Origin of the sequence: Vibrio viridaestus (genome assembly GCF_003856525.1) — a bacterium.
GTDB classification, from domain to species: Bacteria; Pseudomonadota; Gammaproteobacteria; order Enterobacterales; family Vibrionaceae; genus Vibrio; species Vibrio viridaestus.
On the sequence record NZ_RJVQ01000005.1, the window covers coordinates 60,279 to 81,177 of the forward strand.

Annotated in this window: 19 protein-coding genes; 8 read left to right on the forward strand and 11 right to left on the reverse strand. The window is 43.4% G+C overall.

Annotated features, from left to right (window positions below; translation table 11 throughout):
* Positions 1-4: 4 nt before the first annotated feature.
* Complete coding sequence (locus EES38_RS12575; protein WP_279432216.1) at positions 5-1,447, reverse strand: AdeC/AdeK/OprM family multidrug efflux complex outer membrane factor; 1,443 nt, start codon at positions 1,445-1,447, stop codon at positions 5-7.
* Between the two features lie 122 nt (positions 1,448-1,569).
* Here EES38_RS12575 and EES38_RS12580 point away from each other — a divergent pair, with 122 nt between their 5' ends.
* Positions 1,570-2,172, forward strand: a complete 603-nt coding sequence (locus tag EES38_RS12580) for a TetR/AcrR family transcriptional regulator (RefSeq protein ID WP_124937557.1) — start codon at positions 1,570-1,572, stop codon at positions 2,170-2,172.
* Between the two features lie 106 nt (positions 2,173-2,278).
* Here EES38_RS12580 and EES38_RS12585 read toward each other — a convergent pair whose 3' ends face one another.
* The gene (locus EES38_RS12585; RefSeq protein ID WP_124937558.1) at positions 2,279-3,235 is read right to left on the reverse strand and encodes an isopenicillin N synthase family dioxygenase; all 957 of its coding nucleotides are present in this window, start codon (positions 3,233-3,235) and stop codon (positions 2,279-2,281) included.
* A gap of 259 nt (positions 3,236-3,494) precedes the next feature.
* On the reverse strand, positions 3,495-4,127 hold the full coding sequence (locus EES38_RS12590) for a TetR family transcriptional regulator C-terminal domain-containing protein (protein WP_124937559.1): 633 nt from the start codon (positions 4,125-4,127) through the stop codon (positions 3,495-3,497).
* 337 nt (positions 4,128-4,464) lie between these two features.
* Here EES38_RS12590 and EES38_RS12595 point away from each other — a divergent pair, with 337 nt between their 5' ends.
* From EES38_RS12595 to guaD, 5 genes are all read left to right on the forward strand, one after another.
* Positions 4,465-5,997: an ABC transporter ATP-binding protein gene (locus tag EES38_RS12595; protein ID WP_124937560.1), complete on the forward strand. Its 1,533-nt coding sequence runs from the start codon at positions 4,465-4,467 to the stop codon at positions 5,995-5,997.
* The gene (locus tag EES38_RS12600; RefSeq protein ID WP_124937561.1) at positions 5,990-7,099 is read left to right on the forward strand and encodes an ABC transporter permease; all 1,110 of its coding nucleotides are present in this window, start codon (positions 5,990-5,992) and stop codon (positions 7,097-7,099) included. Before EES38_RS12595 ends, EES38_RS12600 begins: the two co-directional genes overlap by 8 nt.
* A complete protein-coding gene (locus EES38_RS12605; protein WP_124937562.1) occupies positions 7,099-8,028 on the forward strand; it encodes an ABC transporter permease in 930 nt (309 codons plus the stop codon). Before EES38_RS12600 ends, EES38_RS12605 begins: the two co-directional genes overlap by 1 nt.
* 207 nt (positions 8,029-8,235) lie before the next feature.
* On the forward strand, positions 8,236-9,312 hold the full coding sequence (locus EES38_RS12610; protein WP_124937563.1) for a BMP family ABC transporter substrate-binding protein: 1,077 nt from the start codon (positions 8,236-8,238) through the stop codon (positions 9,310-9,312).
* A 208-nt stretch (positions 9,313-9,520) separates the two neighbouring features.
* Entirely contained in the window at positions 9,521-10,822 is a 1,302-nt protein-coding gene (gene guaD / locus EES38_RS12615) for a guanine deaminase (RefSeq protein ID WP_124937564.1), read from the forward strand.
* On the opposite strand, the gene EES38_RS12620 is transcribed toward guaD, so the two are convergent.
* Positions 10,819-11,289, reverse strand: a complete 471-nt coding sequence (locus tag EES38_RS12620) for a hypothetical protein (RefSeq protein ID WP_124937565.1) — start codon at positions 11,287-11,289, stop codon at positions 10,819-10,821. The genes guaD and EES38_RS12620 overlap by 4 nt on opposite strands.
* Before the next feature lie 77 nt (positions 11,290-11,366).
* Positions 11,367-12,578, reverse strand: a complete 1,212-nt coding sequence (locus EES38_RS12625; protein WP_166434257.1) for a multidrug effflux MFS transporter — start codon at positions 12,576-12,578, stop codon at positions 11,367-11,369.
* A gap of 319 nt (positions 12,579-12,897) precedes the next feature.
* Here EES38_RS12625 and EES38_RS12630 point away from each other — a divergent pair, with 319 nt between their 5' ends.
* The gene (locus EES38_RS12630; protein ID WP_166434258.1) at positions 12,898-13,590 is read left to right on the forward strand and encodes a DUF2057 family protein; all 693 of its coding nucleotides are present in this window, start codon (positions 12,898-12,900) and stop codon (positions 13,588-13,590) included.
* Between the two features lie 80 nt (positions 13,591-13,670).
* Positions 13,671-14,231, forward strand: a complete 561-nt coding sequence (locus EES38_RS12635) for a GNAT family N-acetyltransferase (RefSeq protein ID WP_124937568.1) — start codon at positions 13,671-13,673, stop codon at positions 14,229-14,231.
* Here the strand turns inward: EES38_RS12635 and EES38_RS12640 are convergent.
* From EES38_RS12640 to EES38_RS12665, 6 genes are all read right to left on the reverse strand, one after another.
* On the reverse strand, positions 14,188-14,553 hold the full coding sequence (locus EES38_RS12640) for a VanZ family protein (protein ID WP_124937569.1): 366 nt from the start codon (positions 14,551-14,553) through the stop codon (positions 14,188-14,190). The two genes, EES38_RS12635 and EES38_RS12640, sit on opposite strands and share 44 nt — an antisense overlap.
* Positions 14,554-14,660: 107 nt before the next feature.
* Positions 14,661-15,887: an allantoate amidohydrolase gene (locus EES38_RS12645; RefSeq protein ID WP_124937570.1), complete on the reverse strand. Its 1,227-nt coding sequence runs from the start codon at positions 15,885-15,887 to the stop codon at positions 14,661-14,663.
* A gap of 21 nt (positions 15,888-15,908) precedes the next feature.
* A complete protein-coding gene (locus tag EES38_RS12650) occupies positions 15,909-17,141 on the reverse strand; it encodes a pyridoxal-phosphate-dependent aminotransferase family protein (protein WP_124937571.1) in 1,233 nt (410 codons plus the stop codon).
* Position 17,142: 1 nt separating this feature from the next.
* Entirely contained in the window at positions 17,143-18,708 is a 1,566-nt protein-coding gene (locus EES38_RS12655) for a gamma-glutamyltransferase family protein (protein WP_124937572.1), read from the reverse strand.
* Positions 18,705-19,883 (reverse strand): amidase, encoded by a 1,179-nt coding sequence (locus EES38_RS12660; protein ID WP_124937573.1) that lies wholly within the window; start codon positions 19,881-19,883, stop codon positions 18,705-18,707. Before EES38_RS12660 ends, EES38_RS12655 begins: the two co-directional genes overlap by 4 nt.
* Positions 19,884-19,897: 14 nt before the next feature.
* A complete protein-coding gene (locus EES38_RS12665) occupies positions 19,898-20,899 on the reverse strand; it encodes a bile acid:sodium symporter family protein (protein WP_124937574.1) in 1,002 nt (333 codons plus the stop codon).

Below are 20,899 nucleotides of genomic sequence, written 5' to 3' on the forward strand. Positions count from 1 at the left end.
CTAATTAACCTTTATCTGCCCCTGACTGAGCATTGTTATAACCACCACCTAGTGCATGGATCAGAGATAAATCCAGGGAGAAAGCCCGGGCATTTAAATTTGCCAACACTCTTTCATTATTGAGTAGTGCGTCTTCGGCACTGAGTACATCTAAGTAAGATGCAAGTCCGCCTTTGTAGCGATTACTCGCGATTTGGTGGGCATCCGTCGCTGCCTGAACCGCTTCTTTTGTCTTAGCGATTTGTGCATCTAGTGCTCGAGTACTAATGACCGAATCCGCTACTTGTCGCAGCGCATCACTTAAAGACTGGTTATAAGTGGCGACAGCAACTTCATAATTAGCCCTGGCAGAATCAAGTTCGCCTTCTAATTTACCACCAGAGAATATAGGTAAATAAATGGCCGGACCGATACTACCAGCGTCGTTTCCTGTGCGCGTTAAGTTATCTAGACCAAATGACTGATATCCAATAAATGCCGAAAGTTTAACATCAGGATAAAAGTTCTTTTCAGCGACACCAATTCGTTGTGCAGCAGACTCGACACGCCATCGAGCTGCCGTGATATCAGGTCGGTGTCCTAGTAGACCAATTCCCAAATCCTCTGGTAAGCCAAGTACCTGATTGAGATTAATCTGTGGCCGAGTAATCGAGCGAGCAAAATCAGGAGAATCACCAAGTAATGCAGCAAGCGCATTTTTTTGTAGCGCTATCATTTCCTTAATATTCAGAAGTTCAGCTTCGACACTAGCCTGAGAGGCTTTTGCTCGACTAACTGCCCCTTTAGTTTCCAGACCATTGTTAAACCTGCGGGTTAACAGGTCGACAGTCTGACTTCGCACGGCAACCGCAGCACTGACCGTATCTTGATTGAGGTATAAACGTGCTAACTCCGCATACGAATTGGCAATAGAGGTTGAAATCATCAGACGAGCGGAAGCATTTTCAGCTTCTGCCGCAGCATAGTCTGATGTTGCAGCAGATACCGCGTTTTTGTTTTTGCCCCAAAAATCGAGATCATAGGAAAAGTTTAATGTGACCGATCCGTAATCGTTCCAATTCGCTGGTGGGTTGTATGCCTGGTATTGGTAACTCACTTTCGACTCTGATGCCGAAGCGTTTAATCCCAATTGTATTTTACGAATCGCTCCGATTTGCTGTGCGATACCCTGAGCATCTTTTAACCTAGCTTTTGCTATAGCAATTGATGGTGAATCCGCTAGCGCTTTCTCTATCAGTGAATTTAATTGCGGATCTTGATATTGCTGCCACCATTTATCATTAGGCCAATTAATAGTCTCAATATCGCTAAACGTCCGTTGATAGCTCAATGAGTTAACCACTTTTAAATCGGGACTTTTATAATCCGAAGGTGTCGAGCACCCAGCGAGTAAAGACAAAGTAACCAACAGTGCGATATTGGATTTGACCGACTGTGCTCCTGACATCTTGTGAATCTTGTATTGAGTTTTCACTCCCCACCTCATAAATAAACCGTACCGTACAGTTATACTATTGACAATGGTCATCGGTCAAGCGAAACTTAGCGCAATTGAAAATGAGGTACTAAATGAGAGTAAAAACAGAAGAACGGCGCCAGTCGATTGTAGAAATAGCAAAAGAAGCGTTTATACAACAAGGATTTGAGCAAACGTCGATGTCTTATATCGCAAAGAAAGTTGGCGGCTCAAAGGCCACTCTGTATAACTATTTTAGTTCCAAGGAAGAGATATTCTCAGCAGTCATGGAATCCTCAGTAACTCATGATGTTGCAGATGCTTTTCAGAAGTTATCTACCAGTAAAGAGCTCCAGGTCGCATTATTTGATTTTGGTTATCACTATTTAGAATCGGTCTTATCACCGGGCCTCGGAGCTATTCGCAAAATGGCTATTAGTGAATCAGGACGATCAGATGTAAGCCGGTATTTCTACGAAAATGGTCCGGGTAAAGGTCGTGCCTACGCTGCGCAGTATTTAAAAAAACAGATGGAGGCAGGAGAATTAATCGAAGCCGATCCAATTCTAGCTGCATCGCAATTAGTTGCGCTTTTAGATGCGGAGCTACTCACTCCTGTTGAACTGAATGTGATAGAAAAACCATCGAAGCAAAAAATAGAGCAAGTGGCGCAGACCGCGATAAATTCTTTTCTGAAACTATACAAAAAAGTCTAAAAAGGTTTCCTTAAACAACGGTGCAACTAAGGAAAAAGTTTTCTTCTATTATGTCGCGCAGAGAGTTAAGTGAGCCAATAGCTTCACTTAACTCTTGCAGCATCGACTAGGCGACAACGTCTTCTTGGCGATAGGAGTAGGTATCCTCAAATCGGGATAAAATCCAATCTCCAGCTGTAATTAAGGGATACTCTACTTTTCCACCTTTTTCCTTCAGGCAAGAGTCAAGTGTGGTAATCGGTGTATCAAAATTGGGCTCGACAAAGAACGGCATCGAAAACCGAGTTTTCCCCGATGTTGGACTCATCACTCGATGCTTCGTTGAGCGATAGATGTCGTTTGTCCAACGTTGCATTAAATCTCCAATATTGACGACAAATGCCCCTTCGACTGGAGGTGCCTCAATCCATTGGTCTTGTTTGTTGAGGACTTGAAGACCACCACTTTCCTCCTGATACAATAACGTAATACAGCCATAATCAGTATGCGCACCTGCCCCATTGGACGCCAGAGTCTGGCTGGGATAATGCAGCATTCGTAAAACAGATATAGGTAAACTAAAGCTCTTGGAGAAGAAGTTTTCCTCCTCTCCGAGTGCCAAAGCCATCGCCTTGAGAATTCTTAAACCCACATCGAGTGTCAGTGAATAATGTTGAGATACCGCTTGAGCAAATCCCTGAATATCAGGGTACTGATTAGGACCATATAATTTCGGACAACGAGACACTTGTGAGTGAAAAGGGGAAAGATCTAAAGCCATATCAAATGATTCTTTACAATCAAGCTCACCGAGCGGGTCCAACTTTTCTGCACTTAATCTTCCCCATCCTCTGTGGTTACTGCTTTCTTCTATCGAAATCTTTTTCTTTTCTTCTTCCGGTAACGCAAATAGTTTCCCTGCCATAGACTCTATATGATCAAATTGCGTCTGAGGTATTCCGTGCCCGATCACATAGAAAAAACCTAATTCTCTACAAGCACTGTCTATTTGCTTAATAACGGAATGCCAATCTTCTCTGTTGTTAGAACTTAGAGGTGAGATATCGATAATCGGCAGTGACATACTTTCTCCTTAAATACTCAAGCCATTCTTCGCTGAGTAGTAATTATATTATTCATCGTTAAGCAAAATACTGACCAAATAGGCAACTAAATAAACGCTTTGGTTATAGAGTGTTAGATGAATTAAAGAATGAATTTTGCTAGAAATGATGCACTGAATTAGGGAGAGCAGCACCAACATGGTGTTATTGAGCAGCCAATTATGTCTGAGGGACTCGTTGAGAGCCCCATCAATAGAAAGCAACTTTACCACCGCGATTTTATTTCAAATCTAATCCTTTAAGCACAGTATCGATTACAAACTGAGTCGCCTCTTCAAATTCGTCATCGGTCAACGATCTGCCTTTAATCATAAAGATTTCAGCATCACAATCGGCATAAAATTGCGTCGTTCCCCATATCAAAAATAATAAATATAAAGGATCAATTGGTCTAATCAGCCCTTGATCAACCCAAGTTTGAATGATAGAAGCCTTACCTTCCGTCCAGTCTACCATTGGCAGATGCATTGCATCGCTGACGTTGTGGGCACCATTGATTAATTCGAGAGCAAATATTTTTGATTCTTTAGGATGCGTTCTCGAATATTTCATTTTTCCACGAATGTACGTTTCTAACACTTCAGCGGGAGAAAGGGCAAAAATCTCATCGGAAAACCCTTGGTTCCATAGGTTTAGAATATCCTCTAGAACCGCAAGATAGAGACCTTTTTTAGACTTAAAATAATAAAGAACATTCGCTTTAGGCAGGTCAACCCGGTCGGCAATCGATTGAACCGATGTTCCTTTGTAGCCACATTTGACAAATTCATCAGCAGCTGCTTTAAGAATCCGTGATTCGTTTCTCTGTCTGATAGCACCAGGTTGTGCTTTGCGATTGTTCTTTTTTTCCATAACCAACTACAACGTCCTTTAAACTGCAAAGAGGATGGTAAGTTAGTGATACTCGGGGCATAAAGTCAAGTATTAATAACCCCTCAGAGACTCAAGTGTTATATTTGATATTTGGGATCACGCTTATTCATAGAATGAGAGAGAAGTTTATGTGCCACGATCAAAAACGAGGCTCAACTGTATAAAAAACGCTCAAAAATACTTAACAAGAACTAATATTTATCAAAAGTTTCTGATCCATTTTCATTCAGAACAGGATACAATCGCGACCACTTGAACAGTTGGTCAATTTTTTGCATCAAAGCTGCTAATTGCAAATTAAGGGAAGTCATCTGCTATGACGCAAGCTCCACTTTTAGAACTTCGGAACGTCAGTAAATTTTTTCCGGGGGTCGTGGCAAACGATAACGTCAATATGACGCTTAACTCAGGAGAGATCCTGGCACTGTTGGGAGAAAATGGTGCAGGTAAGTCTACTCTGGTCAAAATGATTTACGGGGTGAATCGTCCCAGTCAGGGCGATATTTTTTGGAATGGCAACGCAATCGATATCCTCTCGCCGAATCAAGCACGTTCAATGGGTATTGGCATGGTTTTCCAACACTTTTCTGTGTTCGAAACCCTGACAGTACTCGAAAATATTGAGCTTGGTCTCGATAAAGAATTTGTAGCTCAGGTTGATAATCTTCGCCAACGCGTTGTCGATATGAGCGAGAAGTACGATTTACATGTCGACCCAGATAGATACGTACACAGCCTAAGTATTGGCGAACGCCAACGCTTAGAAATTCTTCGTTGTCTCATTCAAGATGTTAAATTGCTGATACTTGATGAACCAACATCAGTCCTCACTCCTCAGGAAGTGAAAGGCTTATTCAAAGTGTTGAAAAAGCTCGCGGGCGAAGGTTGCTCAATCATGTTCATCAGTCATAAGCTCAAAGAAGTTACCGAGCTTTGTGATCGAGCCGTTATTCTTAGAGGCGGTAAAGTGAGCGGTGAATGTATCCCCGCACAAGAAACCCCTAACTCAATAGCACGGCTAATGGTAGGCAATGAAGCCGAACTCTCGGAAAGCTACCCTAAGAAGTCAAACGACAACATTATCTTTGCGACTCATAATCTGACATTACCTCCAGCCCATCCGTTTGGCTGTGGTCTAACAAACGTTAATCTTGAACTGCGAGCAGGGGAAATCCTTGGTATTGCAGGTGTTGCAGGTAATGGTCAAGAAGATCTTCTTGAAGCGATCAGTGGCGAAGATTCACGTACTAGTAAAGAGAGTGTAACATTCAATAAGCTCGCAATTGGCCACCTCGATGCAGGTAGACGCCGTGCTCTCGGAATGGCTCATGTACCTACCAATCGACTCGGACAAGGTGCGGTTCCAGAAATGAGCTTGGAAGAAAATACGCTACTCACTCATGCATCAACCCTGACTAAAAAGGGACTTATTAGTGCGAGACGCCTAAAAGAGCTCGCGATTTCTCTAATAAAAGATAACCAAGTTAAATGCCGAGATGAGAATTCTCAGGCAAAAAGCCTATCTGGTGGTAATCTACAAAAATTCATTATGGGACGAGAAATGCATCAGCACCCGCAGGTTTTGATCTGTGCTCACCCCACATGGGGCGTAGATATTGGCGCTGCCAGTTCGATTCACAGGAAGCTGATTGCTCTACGCGACGAAGGCGCAGCGATTGTTGTTATATCCGAAGATATTGATGAGCTATTCATTATCAGTGACCGTTTGGCTGCTTTGTATGAAGGGCAACTGTCTCCTTCTGTAAAAACTCAAGACACAAATATTGAAGAAATCGGCCAGTGGATTGCAGGCAGTTTCGTTAAGCATGAGGAGGTAGACAATGCTTAAGGTACAGCCAAGAATTGAAAGCTCTAAAACAATGGGATGGCTGTCTCCTGTTATAGCTATTGTTCTTACTTTGATTACTTCCAGCTTAATGTTTATTTGGCTTGGTGTTAGCCCCGTTAAAGCGTTTCAAGTCTTTATCCTACAGCCTTTCAGCGACAGTTATAATCTTGGCGAATTAATGGTTAAGGCTACGCCTCTCCTGCTTTGTGCAATAGGTCTAGCGCTTTGCTATCGTGCAAATATCTGGAATATAGGAGCAGAAGGCCAGCTATTAATCGGTGCTCTCGCATCGAGTGCTGTTGCTGTGAATGTTCCTGATGACGCAGGTGCAGGTACGCTCTTTATCGTACTAGCGGCAGGCATTATTGCTGGCATGATCTGGTCTGGTATACCAACGTTTCTTAATCGTCAGTTCAATACCAACATCATCCTCACCACCATTATGCTCAACTATATTGGGCTCTATTTGCTTCTGTGGGCGGTGCACGGACCACTGACCGATCCGGATGGATTTGGTTTCCCTGAATCGAAAATGTTCCCAGATGGTGTTCTGCTCCCAACACTGGTCGAGAGCGGAAGAGCATCAATCAGCGTAGTTATTGCAATTCTGATGGCGTTCGTTGCTAGCTTCGTTCTCTACAAAACGCTACCAGGATTTAAACTTAGAGTATTTGGTCAAGATGAGTCTGCAGCACGATACGCAGGTTTCAGCGGCGGAAAAGTTGTTTGGGGGGTCATGCTATTTGCAGGTGCATTAGCCGGTTTTGCGGGCGCATCTGAAGTGACAGGCCCTATCGGACAGCTCATACCGTCAGTTTCACCAGGCTATGGATACGCGGCCATTATTGTTGCCTACCTGGGACGCTTAAACCCAATCGGGATTATTGTTTCGGCATTTTTCATGGGCGCTTTGTACATGGGGAGCGATTTGGCTCAGATTGAGCTTGGTCTACCAACTGCGGTTACAGGGCTTTTCCAAGGAACACTGCTGTTTTTCCTATTAGCTTGTGACTTCTTAATATACTACGAAATTGTTCCTAAACGTGCTCGTCCAGTCGAGTCAGAAACAAAAACCTCAGAACAATCAGGTGAGGTGAAATAATGGATGCTGAACTAATTCAACAAATTTTAATTGCTGCGGTCAAAACGGGCACTCCTCTTCTTTTAATCGCTCTAGGTGAGCTTATTTGTGAGAAATCAGGCGTACTCAATCTTGGTCAGGAAGGCATGATGTTAATGGGTGCCATGGCGGGATTCGCAGGCGCCCACTATACCGGTAGCCTATTCTTAGGTGTCATCTTTGCCATGGCATCAGGGATGTTAATGTCGCTTATTTTTGGTTTTTTGACGCTGTCGCTCAATACCAATCAAGTGGCGACGGGTTTAGCGCTGACTATCTTTGGAACGGGGCTCAGCGCCTTCTTGGGTACCAGCTTAATTGGCTCGACGCTTGACGGTTTCCCAGAATTGCCAATACCACTACTAAGTAGTATTCCTTTCTTCGGGGATTTATTGTTTAAACACGATATTTTGGTTTACAGTAGTTTCATAATCGTCATCGTAGCGTGGTGGGTGGTGCAAAAAACGCGTCTAGGTCTAACGATCAGAGCTGTTGGAGAAAACCCTCACTCTGCCAATGCGTTGGGTATTAAAGTCATTGCGCTTCGATACGGTACTGTCATGTTTGGCGGTGCTATGGCTGGTCTCGCTGGGGCCTACATGTCACTAGCTTATACCCCAATGTGGGTTGAAGGAATGACTGCAGGAAGAGGCTGGATTGCCCTTGCTCTCGTTGTTTTCGCTTCGTGGCGTATCGGCTATCTTGTCCTAGGTGCTTACCTGTTCGGCTGTACATCAATAATGCATTTGATGATGCAAGGTGCTGGTGTTGATATTTCACCGAACCTACTGGCTATGACGCCTTATGTGGCGACGGTTGTGGTTATGGTCATTTTAAGCTCCAACAGTGCTCGTCAGAAATTGGCGACACCAATGAGCTTAGGCAAGCCTTTCGATCCTAAAGTACACTAAACAACTGATAGACATCATAATTTGTTGCAAATACGCACCAAATTGAAACGAATTTTTTCATCAGAATCATGTAATATGGCACTGAAGAAAAGTAAAACGAGCAACACTTGTATAAATATCGACCTGACTACGCTCAGTGTTGTCTGAGGCTATATTTTTCAAGCGCTCTAAATTTCAATAACGAAATAATAGAAAACGGAGTATTTCATGAAAATCAATCAGTGGTTGTCTGCAGCTGCTTTGTCAGTGGCAACACTTTTCTCTGTGAGTTCGCTTGCAGCAGATCCTGTTAAAGTCGGTTTTGTTTATGTTGGCCCTATCGGTGACCACGGTTGGAGTTACGAACATGATCAGGCTCGTAAAGAAGTTGAAAAGTATTTTGGTGACAAGGTAAAAACAACTTTTGTTGAGAACGTTTCAGAAGGTGCAGATGCTGAGCGTGTTATTACTCAATTAGCAAAAGCAGGTAACGACGTTATTTTTACAACATCGTTTGGTTTTATGAACCCAACACTGAAAGTAGCAAAACGCTTTCCTAAAGTAATTTTTGAACATGCTACTGGTTATAAACGCGCTAAAAACGTAAGTACATACGCTCTACGTACTTATGAAGGTCGTTATGTATCAGGTGTTGCTGCTGGTTTAGAAACTAAATCAAACACTATCGGCTATATTGCGTCTTTCCCAATTCCTGAAGTAATCCGTGATATTAACTCAAGCTTCCTTGGCGCAAAAAGTGTTAATCCAAACGTAAAAATGAAAATCGTATGGGTTAACTCTTGGTACGATCCAGGTAAAGAATCTGATGCAGCAAATGCTCTGATTGATCAAGGTGTTGATGTCATTCTTCAACACACAGATAGCCCAGCTCCTCTTATCGCAGCCGAAAAACGTGGCGTTATGGGTGTTGGTCAAGCATCTGATATGAGCCACTTCGCACCAAAATCACACATGTTCTCAGTACGTGACCATTGGGCACCACATTACATTCACACTATCGAGTCTGTAATGAATGGCACTTGGAAATCAGAAGATTACTGGGGCGGTCTAAAAGACAACGTGCTACAAATTGTCTCTATTAATCCTAATCTTCCTCAGAATGTAAAAGATGCGATCAAAACAACTCAGGATAAAATTATCTCTGGTGAGATCGTTCCATTTAAAGGCCCTCTAAAAGACAACCAAGGTACATTGAAAATCAAAGATGGTTCTCAAGCTACAGACCAAGAACTACTTGGTATGAACTGGTACGTTGACGGTATTGATGCAAAAATACCAAACTAATTAGAGAAAGACCCACTTATAGGGTGGGTCTTTTTTTACCTTACAATCTGACCATATGGTCAATTTATTAAATTATAAGTTTCCAGTATGAACTCATTTAAAGCGTTGTGTTTCTCCGTCACAACGCTTTAATTTTGATGAATACACGGAATCAAATACACTTAAAAAGTCAGCAATATAAAATAGCTCAATATAGCAAGGAAGCCGCATGGCAAAACAATATCATCAGGGGCAGTTTCTGCACTTCCCAACCCAAACTCGTTCGCCAGAAGCGGATTTTGAGTACCTAGAAAATGGAATTTTGATTATAGAAGACGGGATTATTCTGGGGCTCCACTCAGCAGACTCTGTCATACCAACCCTTTCTGATACACAAAAAGAGTCCATCATCACGCACCAGGGATTGATGCTACCCGGAATGATTGATACTCACGTTCATTATCCGCAAATGGAAGTAATCGCTAGCTATGGTAGACAACTTCTCGATTGGTTAAATGACTATACGTTTCCAGCCGAAGCGCAATTTCATGAGTATGACTACGGATTACAGCAGTCCCATTTGTTTCTCCAACAAATCTTTGCTAACGGAACAACCACTGCAGCCGTTTACGCAACGGTTCACCCAGAATCGGTCGAGGCCTTCTTTACTGCGAGCCAAAACTACAATGCCCGTATGATTTGTGGAAAGGTATTGATGGATAGAAATTGCCCAGACAATCTAAAAGATAACCCACAATCAGCCTATACCGAGAGTAAATCGCTTATTGAAAAATGGCATGGTAGAGGTCGACAACTTTATGCGATTACCCCTAGATTTGCGCCGACAAGCACAGAGGAACAGCTTACCAATGCAGGTAAACTTGCTGCCGAATATCCTGATGTGTTCATTCAAACACACTTAAGCGAAAATGTTGATGAAATCGCGTGGGTGAAAGAACTATTCCCTGACTGCCCAGATTACTTCTCGGTGTATGAAAAGTTCGGTTTAGCTCGAGAAAGAGCCTTATTTGGTCACGGTATTCACCTTACTGATCGTGAAATTCAAGCAATACAGACATCAGGTTCGAGCATCATTAGTTGCCCTACTTCGAATCTATTCATCGGCAGCGGTCTATTTCCTTACTTCAAGCTGAAAGAAAAAAATATTCCAATTGCAGTCGCGAGTGATGTGGGCGGGGGTACAAGCTTAAATCTATTTAAGAATATGGCTGAACTGTACAAAGTGATGCAATTACAAAATGAAAACTTAAACGTATTTGAGTGTCTGTATCTTTGCACGCAAGGAGCGGCATGCGCACTACGTTTAGAGGATAAAATTGGCAACTTAAATACAGGAACAGAAGCAGACTTCATTGAACTCGATCTGCAATCCATTCCTATTTTAGCTCAACGACTCTCTCATTCGAAAACGTTGGCTGAAACACTGTTTGCAACAATAACTCTTGCCGATGAGCGCGCAATTAAGCGAACTTATATCAGCGGAGAGTTAGTTTATGAGCAAGGCGCTTAACTCATTCGGTGACACACATATTCTCTTCCGGTGCGAGTATCATCCAAAGTCATTGAGCTCGCATCGAGATGAGTAATTGTTGCTGTACCTTTTAATGTTTCCGGAAGTAGCTGTTTTAAGCCAAGCATTTTGTCCCATTCAGGATGCATGGTATTTTTAACCGATGTCACCTCTCCGCGGACTGTCAATTGGTCTTCTTTGACACTCCACACACCTTTCGCTTCAAGATGATACCCTACCGAAATCGTTGACTGAGGCATAGCGAGAATAACGTCGCCTGAGCTATTTAGTCTGCCATTTTTCGATAATTCATGAACGGACTTTATATTCGTCTCGTATAAGTCAACAAAGTTGCTGTTACACTGCCATTTACCCGCTAGCAGATTTGTATCTACTTTAGCCATAACAGGTGCAACAAAAACAGTACTAACCAAACTTAAGGCCAGAGGCGAAAATAGTGATCTCATAGGAAATGATTACCCGATAACAATTTGGGGCATACTATCACCCAGATCAAAACAGATTGTCAATTCAGCGTATTGATTCACGAATCACTGTCAGAAGTCGGTTTATATAAGAACATCAGACCAATAGCTAAGAGACTGACAACCGCAATACCGATAGTCATTGGATAGCTGGTACCATTACTGAGTCCACTCACTAAAGCGCTAGTCAGACTCGCAAATCCAAACTGAACTACACCAACAATAGAAGATGCGCTACCAGCGAACTTACCGCTGACTGACATCGCCATCGCCGTTGAATTTGCACCGATAATGGGGACGGTTGCAATACAGAAAAACAGAGGCAGGATAAATAGCCACATATTCGTCGTTTGGCCCAATAGCACAACGATTAATGACATAACCAGTAAAAAGACAAGTGTTGATTTATACACACGATACGGAGAATGCTTTTTCATCATTTTGTTATTAAATTGGCCACTAAATACCATACCTAATGCAAAACAACCAAACAGCCAACTATAGTGCTCCTGGGATAGCCCATAAATAGACATGAATACAAATGGAGAGCCGGAAATAAATATAAACATGGTTGAAAGCGCAATACTTCCAGAAAGTAATGGAATGACGAATTCTCTGCGTTTAAATAACTCATAAAACGGTGTGATAATATTCTTTACATTAATTTCGACAGGTTCTTTTAATGTCTCAGGTACCGTTTTAATACTCACTAAAAAGCACAGCAACCCTAGAATAGCGAGGAATAAGAAGACCGCTTCCCATCCCCATATTTTATGAATATAGGCACCCAGTAATGGGGCCGCTATCGGGCCAATTCCCTGAATCATCATCATGAGCGAGAGCGCACTCGCCGACTCACGTTGACTAAAAAGGTCCTGAATAATGACTCGGCTTACGATCATCCCAGCACAACCACCAATAGCTTGCAGCAATCGAAAACCCACAAAGGTTTCTATGTTAGATGAGAACATAATCATAAAGCTAACCAATGCAAACAGTAGTATACCCATTAGCATTGGTACTTTGCGGCCATAACGTTCAATAATGGGAGCATAGAGCAGCTGACCAAACGCAAGTCCGATAAAATAAGTAGAGAGACTGTACTGAACATTAGCAATCGACGTATTTAGGCTATCGGCGATACTAGGAAAACTCGACAAATACATATCTGTCGAAAATGGCGCAAAGGCACTTAATATGCCGAATGTAGCCACAAGAGCCAACTTGTTTACTGATTTACTGGAATTCAACTCTTTTGTCTCTTCTAGCATTCGATCTCCCCGGATAGGCCTGCCAATCACCAACATTTCTACTATATTACTCCGATTCTAAGTGCCATACAGTTAAGAAGCGGTTAAACATTGAGGAGTGAAATCTAAACAATATTTTATATATATTCACAGAAAACTATATTCTTTATTTCTTATTTAAAGAATAAAAATTTAAAAATAGTATATGTTTAATTTTATTGATTTGATATTTTTATGCATTTACAAGTTCTTTGTTAATATTAGATACACCCATCTTGTTATTAACTTTAATTACGGGCATCCTTTGCTGATTATTATTAAATCTTCAAATAGGTGTATCGTGAAAAATAAAGCCGTTATCTCTCTTATTCCTGTTTTTCTTTTTAGTGCGTCTGCGCTAGCTGAAGTGACCATGAAAGTTCCACCAGAAGTCTCCGTCGTTGTAGCCAACGGGCATACACCCAAATTAACAGGCAGCGTATTTGATTCCGCGAAAACGTTGCACCTCCCAGATGGAACACAGCAAATTCTTTTTCGCTACAAACCGTATTTTGCTCAGGGCAAAGACAATATCGGCGTTGAGAGTGATGTCTTAGTTTCAAGCTTTCAAGTTTCAAACCAAAACCTAGAATTCGTATTGCCTGAATACAGCGACTTAAAAGAAGCTCAGGCTAACATCCATACTATGGATTGGTCTTTCGCTACCGAAGATGGCCAAAAAGTGGCTTCAATAAACGATAAACTCGTTAAAGATGGTATCCAATTCGGTCGCAATTATATAACCGAAGCAGCCTTGTATAACCAAGGCAATAATGCCGCGTCAGTACATACTTTCGCACCTGAAATGACCCTGTCAGATCGTCAAATTCATTCGACTAGTCAGCCTCAAACTCAATCAATGCAAAATGCTGATTATCAATATCAGCAAGCGCCTACTGGTGGACCATCTGTTGAATCAATGCTGCATTATTGGTACAACCAAGCTGATCCAAGTACCAAGGCTAAATTTAGAGCATTCGTTAATGGTCAATAGTAGTTACTGGATCACCAAATTAATCTCGCGATATCCTTGATTAATCAGTAAGATTAAAGAAAAACCACAGAGAGACACTTATGCCAGTTTGTATTCGCGAGTTTACAGATGATGATGTCATTCCATTCTTCGATGCAGTGCGTGAGTCTGTATCGCATGTCTCTCCGTGGTTACCGTGGTGCAAAGAAGGCTATGCTATTTCCGACGCTCAAAATTGGGTTGAGGGCTCGCGGTTTGAGTGGAATCACGAGACAGATTATCGCTTTGTTATCTACGACGATCAAAGCGGTGTATTCCTTGGTTCTGTAGCGATCAATGACATCGATTATTTTAAACGCTCAGCGACTCTCGGTTATTGGGTGAGGCGTAGTGCGTTGAGAAAAGGCGTAGCAAAAAGCGCCAGTGAACTGGCTCTTGTTTTTGCTTTTGATGAAATAAGGTTAGAACGCGTCTTTATTGATATTCTACCGGGTAATGTGGCCAGTAAGAAGGTCGCCCATCATTTTGTCAAACACCCCGACAATCCAGAAGAAATCACTATCCAATTCAACGAGAAAGATACACTTGCTCATCGTTATGTCGTGGAAAGAGCCCCTTTTATGAACTCAATTTCGGCTGATCTGGAATCTTTACATATCTGATAGCAGCCGCAATCAGCGTGCCCAAAGTCAAACCACAACTGTTTGCTAAAAGATCGAGCCATTCACCATGTCGATTCACGTAAGGCTGGATAATCTCAATCAGACCGCTATAGCCGACAAACCCTAAGATAAAAATGAACCAAAACCGAGGCCTTGCATAGGCAATCGGTAGAGCGAGTGTGGCATAGGCAATAAAATGATGTAGCTTATCTGTGCCTGACACTTTCGGTAATTCATCCAAGGGAGTTAATGAAAGATACGTTATTAAACCTACGATAAAGAGGGTTAGAGGTAGCCAAAGTCGAGCAAACAAATTTAACATAGTTGAGAGATTGATAAGATTCGTACTTGGAAAGTAAGGGGTAACAACGTAAATGTAAAGCACATCGTTTAGTGTATTACCCCATATTTCGCTAGATATAACTGAATTTATCTAAAAGAAAGAATCATTTCTTGAAGGCAACTGAGCGTTATCGCAACATCACTGGCATCAACATTTTCTCGTGGATTGTGGCTAATTCCTTTTTCACAGCGAAGGAATAGCATGCCTACTGGCGTTATATTCGCCATCATCATTGCGTCGTGCCCAGCTCCACTCGGTAAATAAAACGCGGGCTCGCCTGTAACTGACTCTATAACATTGGCCCACTTAGCCTGAAGCTTCATATCACAAGGCACAGCTTTCGCCTGGTAGATATTCTCTGCTGTAAGAGCCACATTCCGTCTGCCTGCTATAACTGAAAAAAGCTGTAATAGCTCTTCACAACTACTATCGAGCAAGGCTTGATCTTGACTACGAATATCAAGACTAAACTGGACATCACCAGGAATAACGTTGACCGCTCCACCGCGAATATTACATTTGCCTACCGTCGCCACAATATTCTGTTCCCCGGCGAAACGCTCTGTTGTTGATATCATTTCAGCCACAGCACATAAGGCATCATTCCTTAACCCAAGCGGTACTGTTCCTGCGTGTCCAGCCACGCCTTTAATATCGATCAGATATCGCTTCGCTCCTGCAATTCCTGTCACGACGCCAACCGGAAGGTTACGATTTTCCAATACTGGACCTTGTTCGATATGGACTTCTAAATAGCTTTGATAAGCTTCATCGATCCGACTCGCTTTCCCAATAGCATTAACATCAAGTCCAAACTGTTTCATAGCTTCACCGATCGTCGTCCCTTCCGCATCAGCGATGGACAGCCACTCAGGGTTCCACATGCCACAAACGCCGCTCGATCCCAACAGAGTCGTGTTAAAGCGTGTCCCCTCCTCATCCGCAAAGGCAACGATATCAATGTGAAACGGAAATGACGTATCTTTTAAACGATCTAAGGCTTCAATGGCAAGAATAACACCAAGAGTACCATCGTATTTTCCTGCGTTAACCACAGTATCACTGTGAGAACCGATAATGATCGGAGCCTGTGTCGGCTCAGCGGAAACCAGACGTCCCCACTGATTTCCAACTTCGTCCTGCCATGTTTGAAGACCGGCCTCGCGCATCCAATGACCGATTTGTTCGTGAGCCTCTTTGTGCTCTTTGGTCAGATACGCACGTGTCACCATTCCTGCCATAGAACTGAACGCAGCAAGCTGCTCTATTCTACTCATAACCCGTTGAGCTGTTGTATTCCTTGTGACCGGCATCCTATCTCCTCAAAATCCAGCTTAATTATTATAATGTTCCATTGCGGCCACAACTGCCTGACCCGCATCAATAGGTGCTTTATGCTTGATCAAAATCGCTTCTAATCCAGCTAGTGTCGCTAATACACACTCTTGGCGAGCATTATATCCCATCGTACCAATCCGCCAGATTTTGCCTGTAAGAGGGCCAAATGCTGTGCCAATTTCAATGCCAAAACGATGCAATAATTCGAGTCGAACCGCTTCGCCATCAACCTGAGCCGGAATATAAACCCCAACCACGTTATTCATTTTGAAGTCTTGGTGACCGAATAACGTCAAGCCCATTGCTTTCAGCCCTGAGGCCATTGCATCACCTGCGACTTTATGACGCGCAATCACATTGGCACCACCTTCTTCCATAAAGATGCGTGCACATTCGCGCGCAGCATAAAGCATACTGGTCGCTTCTGTATGGTGATTAAGGCGCTCAGGTCCCCAGTAATCCATAATCATTGCCAAATCGAAATAGTTAGAACGGATAATCTCGTCTTCACCTGCTGTATGGTGCGCCGCCTTAATCCCTGCCTCAACGTGCTTACGACGATTGATCACATCAACCGCGGCATCGCTTAAGGTTATCGGCGCACTACCTGACGGACCGCCAAGACATTTTTGTAAGCCAGCAGAAACGGCATCGAGATGCCATTCATCCACTTTAAGATCGTTGCCCGCGATCGATGCGGTTGCATCACAGTAAAACAAGACACCATGACGTTTACACACTTCGCCTAATTCAGCCAAAGGTTGATTCATGGTTGTTGACGTATCACCCTGTACCGTCGCTAATAACTTAGGTTTAAACTGCTTGATTTCCTGCTCAACACGCTCAGCAGAAGCCACTTCACCCCATTCAAAATCGATAGTACGAACCTGAGCTCCGACTCGATGGGAAATTTCACTCAGTAGATGTCCAAAACGACCTATAACAGGGATCAGAACCTTGTCTCCTGGCTTCAATATAGAAACGAGAACGGCTTCAATACCAGAACGTGCTGTACCATCAATCAACATTGTGTGCTGATTTTTCGTCTCGAAAACACCGCGGTACAATGACTGAACCTGATTCATATACCCCGTCATTACTGGATCATATTGACCGATCAGTGCAGAAGAGAGTGCCTGATAGACACGAGGATACGCATTGATTGGCCCAGGTCCCATCAGCAGACGTTGTGGGGGATTAAGTGTTTCAAATAAGTTATTCGTTTCCATTTTATTCTCCAAGTACTGCTAAGCCATCACTACGGGGATCACTGGCTGCTTCTGCCAGACCGTTTGTATTGAGCATGATTGCTCCCGCATGGCCCATTAATTCATTGTTATCCGTTACATATGTAATATCGTGACCCTTTTGCTTCAACGCATCACCCTGTAACTCATAAAGTGTTTTTTCTAATCGAAGTTGATGAGTGTCATCTCCCCAGGTACGCCCTAACAACCAGCGCGGTTCAGAAATCGCCTGAGTTAATGATTTACCCTGATAGACGAAACGCGAGTACAAACACGCTTGAGTCTGCGGTTGTCCTTCGCCCCCCATGGTTCCATAAACCATCCGTCGTCCATCTTGAAACTCGGCATAAGCGGGGTTTAAGGTATGAAATGGCTTTTTACCAGGTGCCAGATGATTTGGATGAGATTCATCCAGTGAAAAGCTCTTCGCCCGGTTATTCCATAGGATTCCAGTCTGCGGTAAAACCGCTCCAGAGCCATATTCCCAGTAAACGCTCTGAATAAAGCTGACCATCGTACCGTACTGATCTGTCGCACCCATCCACACGGTATCTCCCGGTTTAGCCACATGAGGCCACGGCAAGGCTTTGTCCATGCTGATCTGACTCACACAATAGTCAATAACATCATCGGTAAGTAGTTGTTGCAGTGGTTGATTGACCTGTTTCGGGTCAACAACTTCCTGATCGCGGATAATAAAGGCTTGTTTTGTCGCTTCAACTAACAAATGTATATGGTCCGCTTCACCTTGAACTCGGTCAGCTAAACGGTCATAAATCGCCAGAATAAGTAACGATGCTAAACCTTGTGTAGGAGCGTCATGATTAAAGATGCGTCCCCGAGACGTCATGACATTCAGAGGTGTTCCAACAACCGCGCTATGCTGATGCAGATCGTTAAGAGTCAGAGGGCTTCCTAGCTCGGCAAGGTCAGCAGCAATCGTTTCTGCAAGCTGACCTCGATAGAAATCATCAAGACCGTACTGTGCCAAATGGTCGAATGTGTCCGCTAAAGCCTGGTTTTTTACCGTATCCCCATAGCGAAGCACTGCACCTTCGTTGAGGAATATGCGCGCAAATGATTCAATGGCCGCTAACCGACTAAATGTTTTTTCGCTCGCATCAGCCTGACTCTGAGTAACTGTAATGCCAGTTCTTGCAGCATTAGCGGCAGGTTCAAGAAGCGATTGCAACGAAATACCCGTGGAATTCATTTTCAATGCTTCGTTCCAGGCCGAAATCGTACCCGCCATATTAATCGCCGCAGCTCCGCCACTATCCGGCATTTCATCTCCGGCGTTCTGGTAAGCAGTTAAGTCCGAACTCAATGCAGAGCGGCCACAACCATCAATAGCAACGGGATCTTTTCCTTTTTCACAAATAAGCCAGAAACTATCACCACCGATACTGTTCATATGTGGGTATTGAACTGAAATCATAGCAGCGGCAGCCACCATAGCTTCACTCGCTGTGCCACCTTGCTGCAGAATACTAAGCCCCACTTTTGCTGCTTCGTGATGTGGTGCGGTAAATGCGATCTGATGTTTCATAGCCCTTCTCCATCACCAACCAGTGTCAAAGCAGTATTGATTAGATTCAACTCACTACCAGGAACACCGAGAAGCGATATACCACAAGGGCCTAATCCAAAGTTCAGCATTGGAATATGCAGTTGAGGACAGCCAGCTAAACCAGCTATTGCTGTCATTCCCATCAACTCAGAACGATAAACTGCAAGTTCAGCAGGAGGAGTGATTAATTTAGGAGGACCTGCTGGTGTCGTTGGTAATACAACGATGCCACCAGCCGATTGCAACAGTTGTATGAACTGGTCGCGAAAAACCGCCTGCTTTGTTTGACTAGCTTCGTATTGTTGAGGTGTTATGGTTCTTGCCCACTCAACTCGTTCAGCAATCGCCGGATCTAGTGAATCAAGGTGTTGACTTAACCAAGCGTCATGCTGTGCGATAATTTCGTATCCCTGAATGGTTCTAAATAGCTCACTAAGTTTAGGCATCCATTCTGTAAGACTGGTGTCGTCTACCATGGTCACATCAATACCATGCTCTTGTGCACTAAGGGAAAATCGATTTAACCGTTGGAGATGCTGCTTACTACAGAAGACACTTAATATTCCTACCTTTGACGCAGAAGTATTGGCATTCTCACTCGTAATCGCCTGATATACGCGCTTCAAAATAGGTAGGCGGCGGGCGAATAAACCTGCAGTATCGAAACTTTTTGATAATTCGAAAGCAGCATCAAGTGAGATTTTTCCTAATGTCGGCCTTAAACCGAAAATACCACAATAGCTTGCGGGTACACGTACCGAGCCCCCAGTGTCAGTTCCAATTGCAAAGTCTGCATCTCCTTTTGCTACCGTCACCGCGGAGCCACTTGAGGAGCCACCGGGGATACAATCAGGTGCCTTTGGATTAACCGGTGTTCCGTAGTGGATATTCTGACCATTAAGGCTGTACGCCAACTCATCCGTTTGCACTCGCCCAATACACTCGGCTCCCTGATTCAAAAGCTGCTCAATTAATGGTGACGTTTTCTGCGCTTTATCGTGTGTTTTTAACCACTGTGGATTCCCGGCCCCAGTAACGTAGCCTTGTACGTCAAACAAATCTTTGAAAACAAAATTGAGCCCCGTTAACGTACCTAAGCCTGTAGGTAATAATTCTTTGGGTCCCTGTGCACAAAACACGGCATCATTATTCATCTTCTGACTTCTCCTTATGCTTCCGATGCACTAGCTCTAGTCGGCTGTTGAGCGGCGTAACGGTTGGCTAGAATCGCGCAATAGAAAATTTGGATTGGGTGATAGAGCATGATAGGCAGTAAAATCATACCGAGATTCGGATCGGCGCCAAAAATGACTTTTGCCATCGGCACACCGGCAGCTAACGTCTTCTTAGTACCGCAGAACACCGCTGCCACTTCATTCTCTCTTTCAAAGCCGACTTTACGTGCTCCCCACTGAATCGAATGAACCATAATCAGTAATACAACGCAGCAAATAGCAATGCACAGCGCCAGCATACCAATAGAAAAGTCACTCCAAATATGGTTCGCAACCGAGTCGCAGAAAGCGTTATAGACAATCAGAATAATCACATATTTATCGATTTTATTCACAACCGATTTGTGGCGCTCGGTAAACCCAACAAGTAAAGGACGCAGTATTTGACCTGCGATCATTGGAACCAATAATAGTTTTGAGATTGAAATTACTGACCCCATGAGATCAAGCTGAACACCCTCAAAACCCATAAACAGCTGAATAAATAGCGGAGTTATAAATACACCGAGAATACTCGATAGTGACGCGTTGAAAATCGCACCCGGTACATTCCCTTTGCCGACACTTGTCATCGCAACAGACGATGAGATGGTACTTGGTAAAACAAATAAATAGCAGAAGCCAAACGCCAGCGCGGTAGGCATAATTGCAAGAAAGGCATTTCCTAACAGCAGCCATAAAATGGGATAAATTAAAAAGGTGGCACACTGAATATAGATATGAAGACGCCAGTTACTAATACCAGCTTTGATGGCAGCAGGCGACAAGCCCAAGCCATGGAGAAAAAAGACAATCGCGATACCAATTCCAGTCAATTTATCTAGATGTATTAACCCATCGGTTTTACCTACAGACTCACTGACCGTTGCGAGTAGAATGGCGCCAACGAGCCCCAACAAAAACCACTCTTTTTTTACTTTACTAATAACACTCAT

What these genes read in the sequence shown, in the direction of transcription:
- EES38_RS12575 (WP_279432216.1), bottom strand. Translation starts at nt 1,447, where the DNA reads ATGTCAGGAGCACAGTCGGTCAAATCCAATATCGCACTGTTGGTTACT.
- EES38_RS12580 (WP_124937557.1), top strand. Translation starts at nt 1,570, where the DNA reads ATGAGAGTAAAAACAGAAGAACGGCGCCAGTCGATTGTAGAAATAGCA.
- EES38_RS12585 (WP_124937558.1), bottom strand. Translation starts at nt 3,235, where the DNA reads ATGTCACTGCCGATTATCGATATCTCACCTCTAAGTTCTAACAACAGA.
- EES38_RS12590 (WP_124937559.1), bottom strand. Translation starts at nt 4,127, where the DNA reads ATGGAAAAAAAGAACAATCGCAAAGCACAACCTGGTGCTATCAGACAG.
- EES38_RS12595 (WP_124937560.1), top strand. Translation starts at nt 4,465, where the DNA reads ATGACGCAAGCTCCACTTTTAGAACTTCGGAACGTCAGTAAATTTTTT.
- EES38_RS12600 (WP_124937561.1), top strand. Translation starts at nt 5,990, where the DNA reads ATGCTTAAGGTACAGCCAAGAATTGAAAGCTCTAAAACAATGGGATGG.
- EES38_RS12605 (WP_124937562.1), top strand. Translation starts at nt 7,099, where the DNA reads ATGGATGCTGAACTAATTCAACAAATTTTAATTGCTGCGGTCAAAACG.
- EES38_RS12610 (WP_124937563.1), top strand. Translation starts at nt 8,236, where the DNA reads ATGAAAATCAATCAGTGGTTGTCTGCAGCTGCTTTGTCAGTGGCAACA.
- guaD (WP_124937564.1), top strand. Translation starts at nt 9,521, where the DNA reads ATGGCAAAACAATATCATCAGGGGCAGTTTCTGCACTTCCCAACCCAA.
- EES38_RS12620 (WP_124937565.1), bottom strand. Translation starts at nt 11,289, where the DNA reads ATGAGATCACTATTTTCGCCTCTGGCCTTAAGTTTGGTTAGTACTGTT.
- EES38_RS12625 (WP_166434257.1), bottom strand. Translation starts at nt 12,578, where the DNA reads ATGCTAGAAGAGACAAAAGAGTTGAATTCCAGTAAATCAGTAAACAAG.
- EES38_RS12635 (WP_124937568.1), top strand. Translation starts at nt 13,671, where the DNA reads ATGCCAGTTTGTATTCGCGAGTTTACAGATGATGATGTCATTCCATTC.
- EES38_RS12640 (WP_124937569.1), bottom strand. Translation starts at nt 14,553, where the DNA reads ATGTTAAATTTGTTTGCTCGACTTTGGCTACCTCTAACCCTCTTTATC.
- EES38_RS12645 (WP_124937570.1), bottom strand. Translation starts at nt 15,887, where the DNA reads ATGCCGGTCACAAGGAATACAACAGCTCAACGGGTTATGAGTAGAATA.
- EES38_RS12650 (WP_124937571.1), bottom strand. Translation starts at nt 17,141, where the DNA reads ATGGAAACGAATAACTTATTTGAAACACTTAATCCCCCACAACGTCTG.
- EES38_RS12655 (WP_124937572.1), bottom strand. Translation starts at nt 18,708, where the DNA reads ATGAAACATCAGATCGCATTTACCGCACCACATCACGAAGCAGCAAAA.
- EES38_RS12660 (WP_124937573.1), bottom strand. Translation starts at nt 19,883, where the DNA reads ATGAATAATGATGCCGTGTTTTGTGCACAGGGACCCAAAGAATTATTA.
- EES38_RS12665 (WP_124937574.1), bottom strand. Translation starts at nt 20,899, where the DNA reads ATGAGTGTTATTAGTAAAGTAAAAAAAGAGTGGTTTTTGTTGGGGCTC.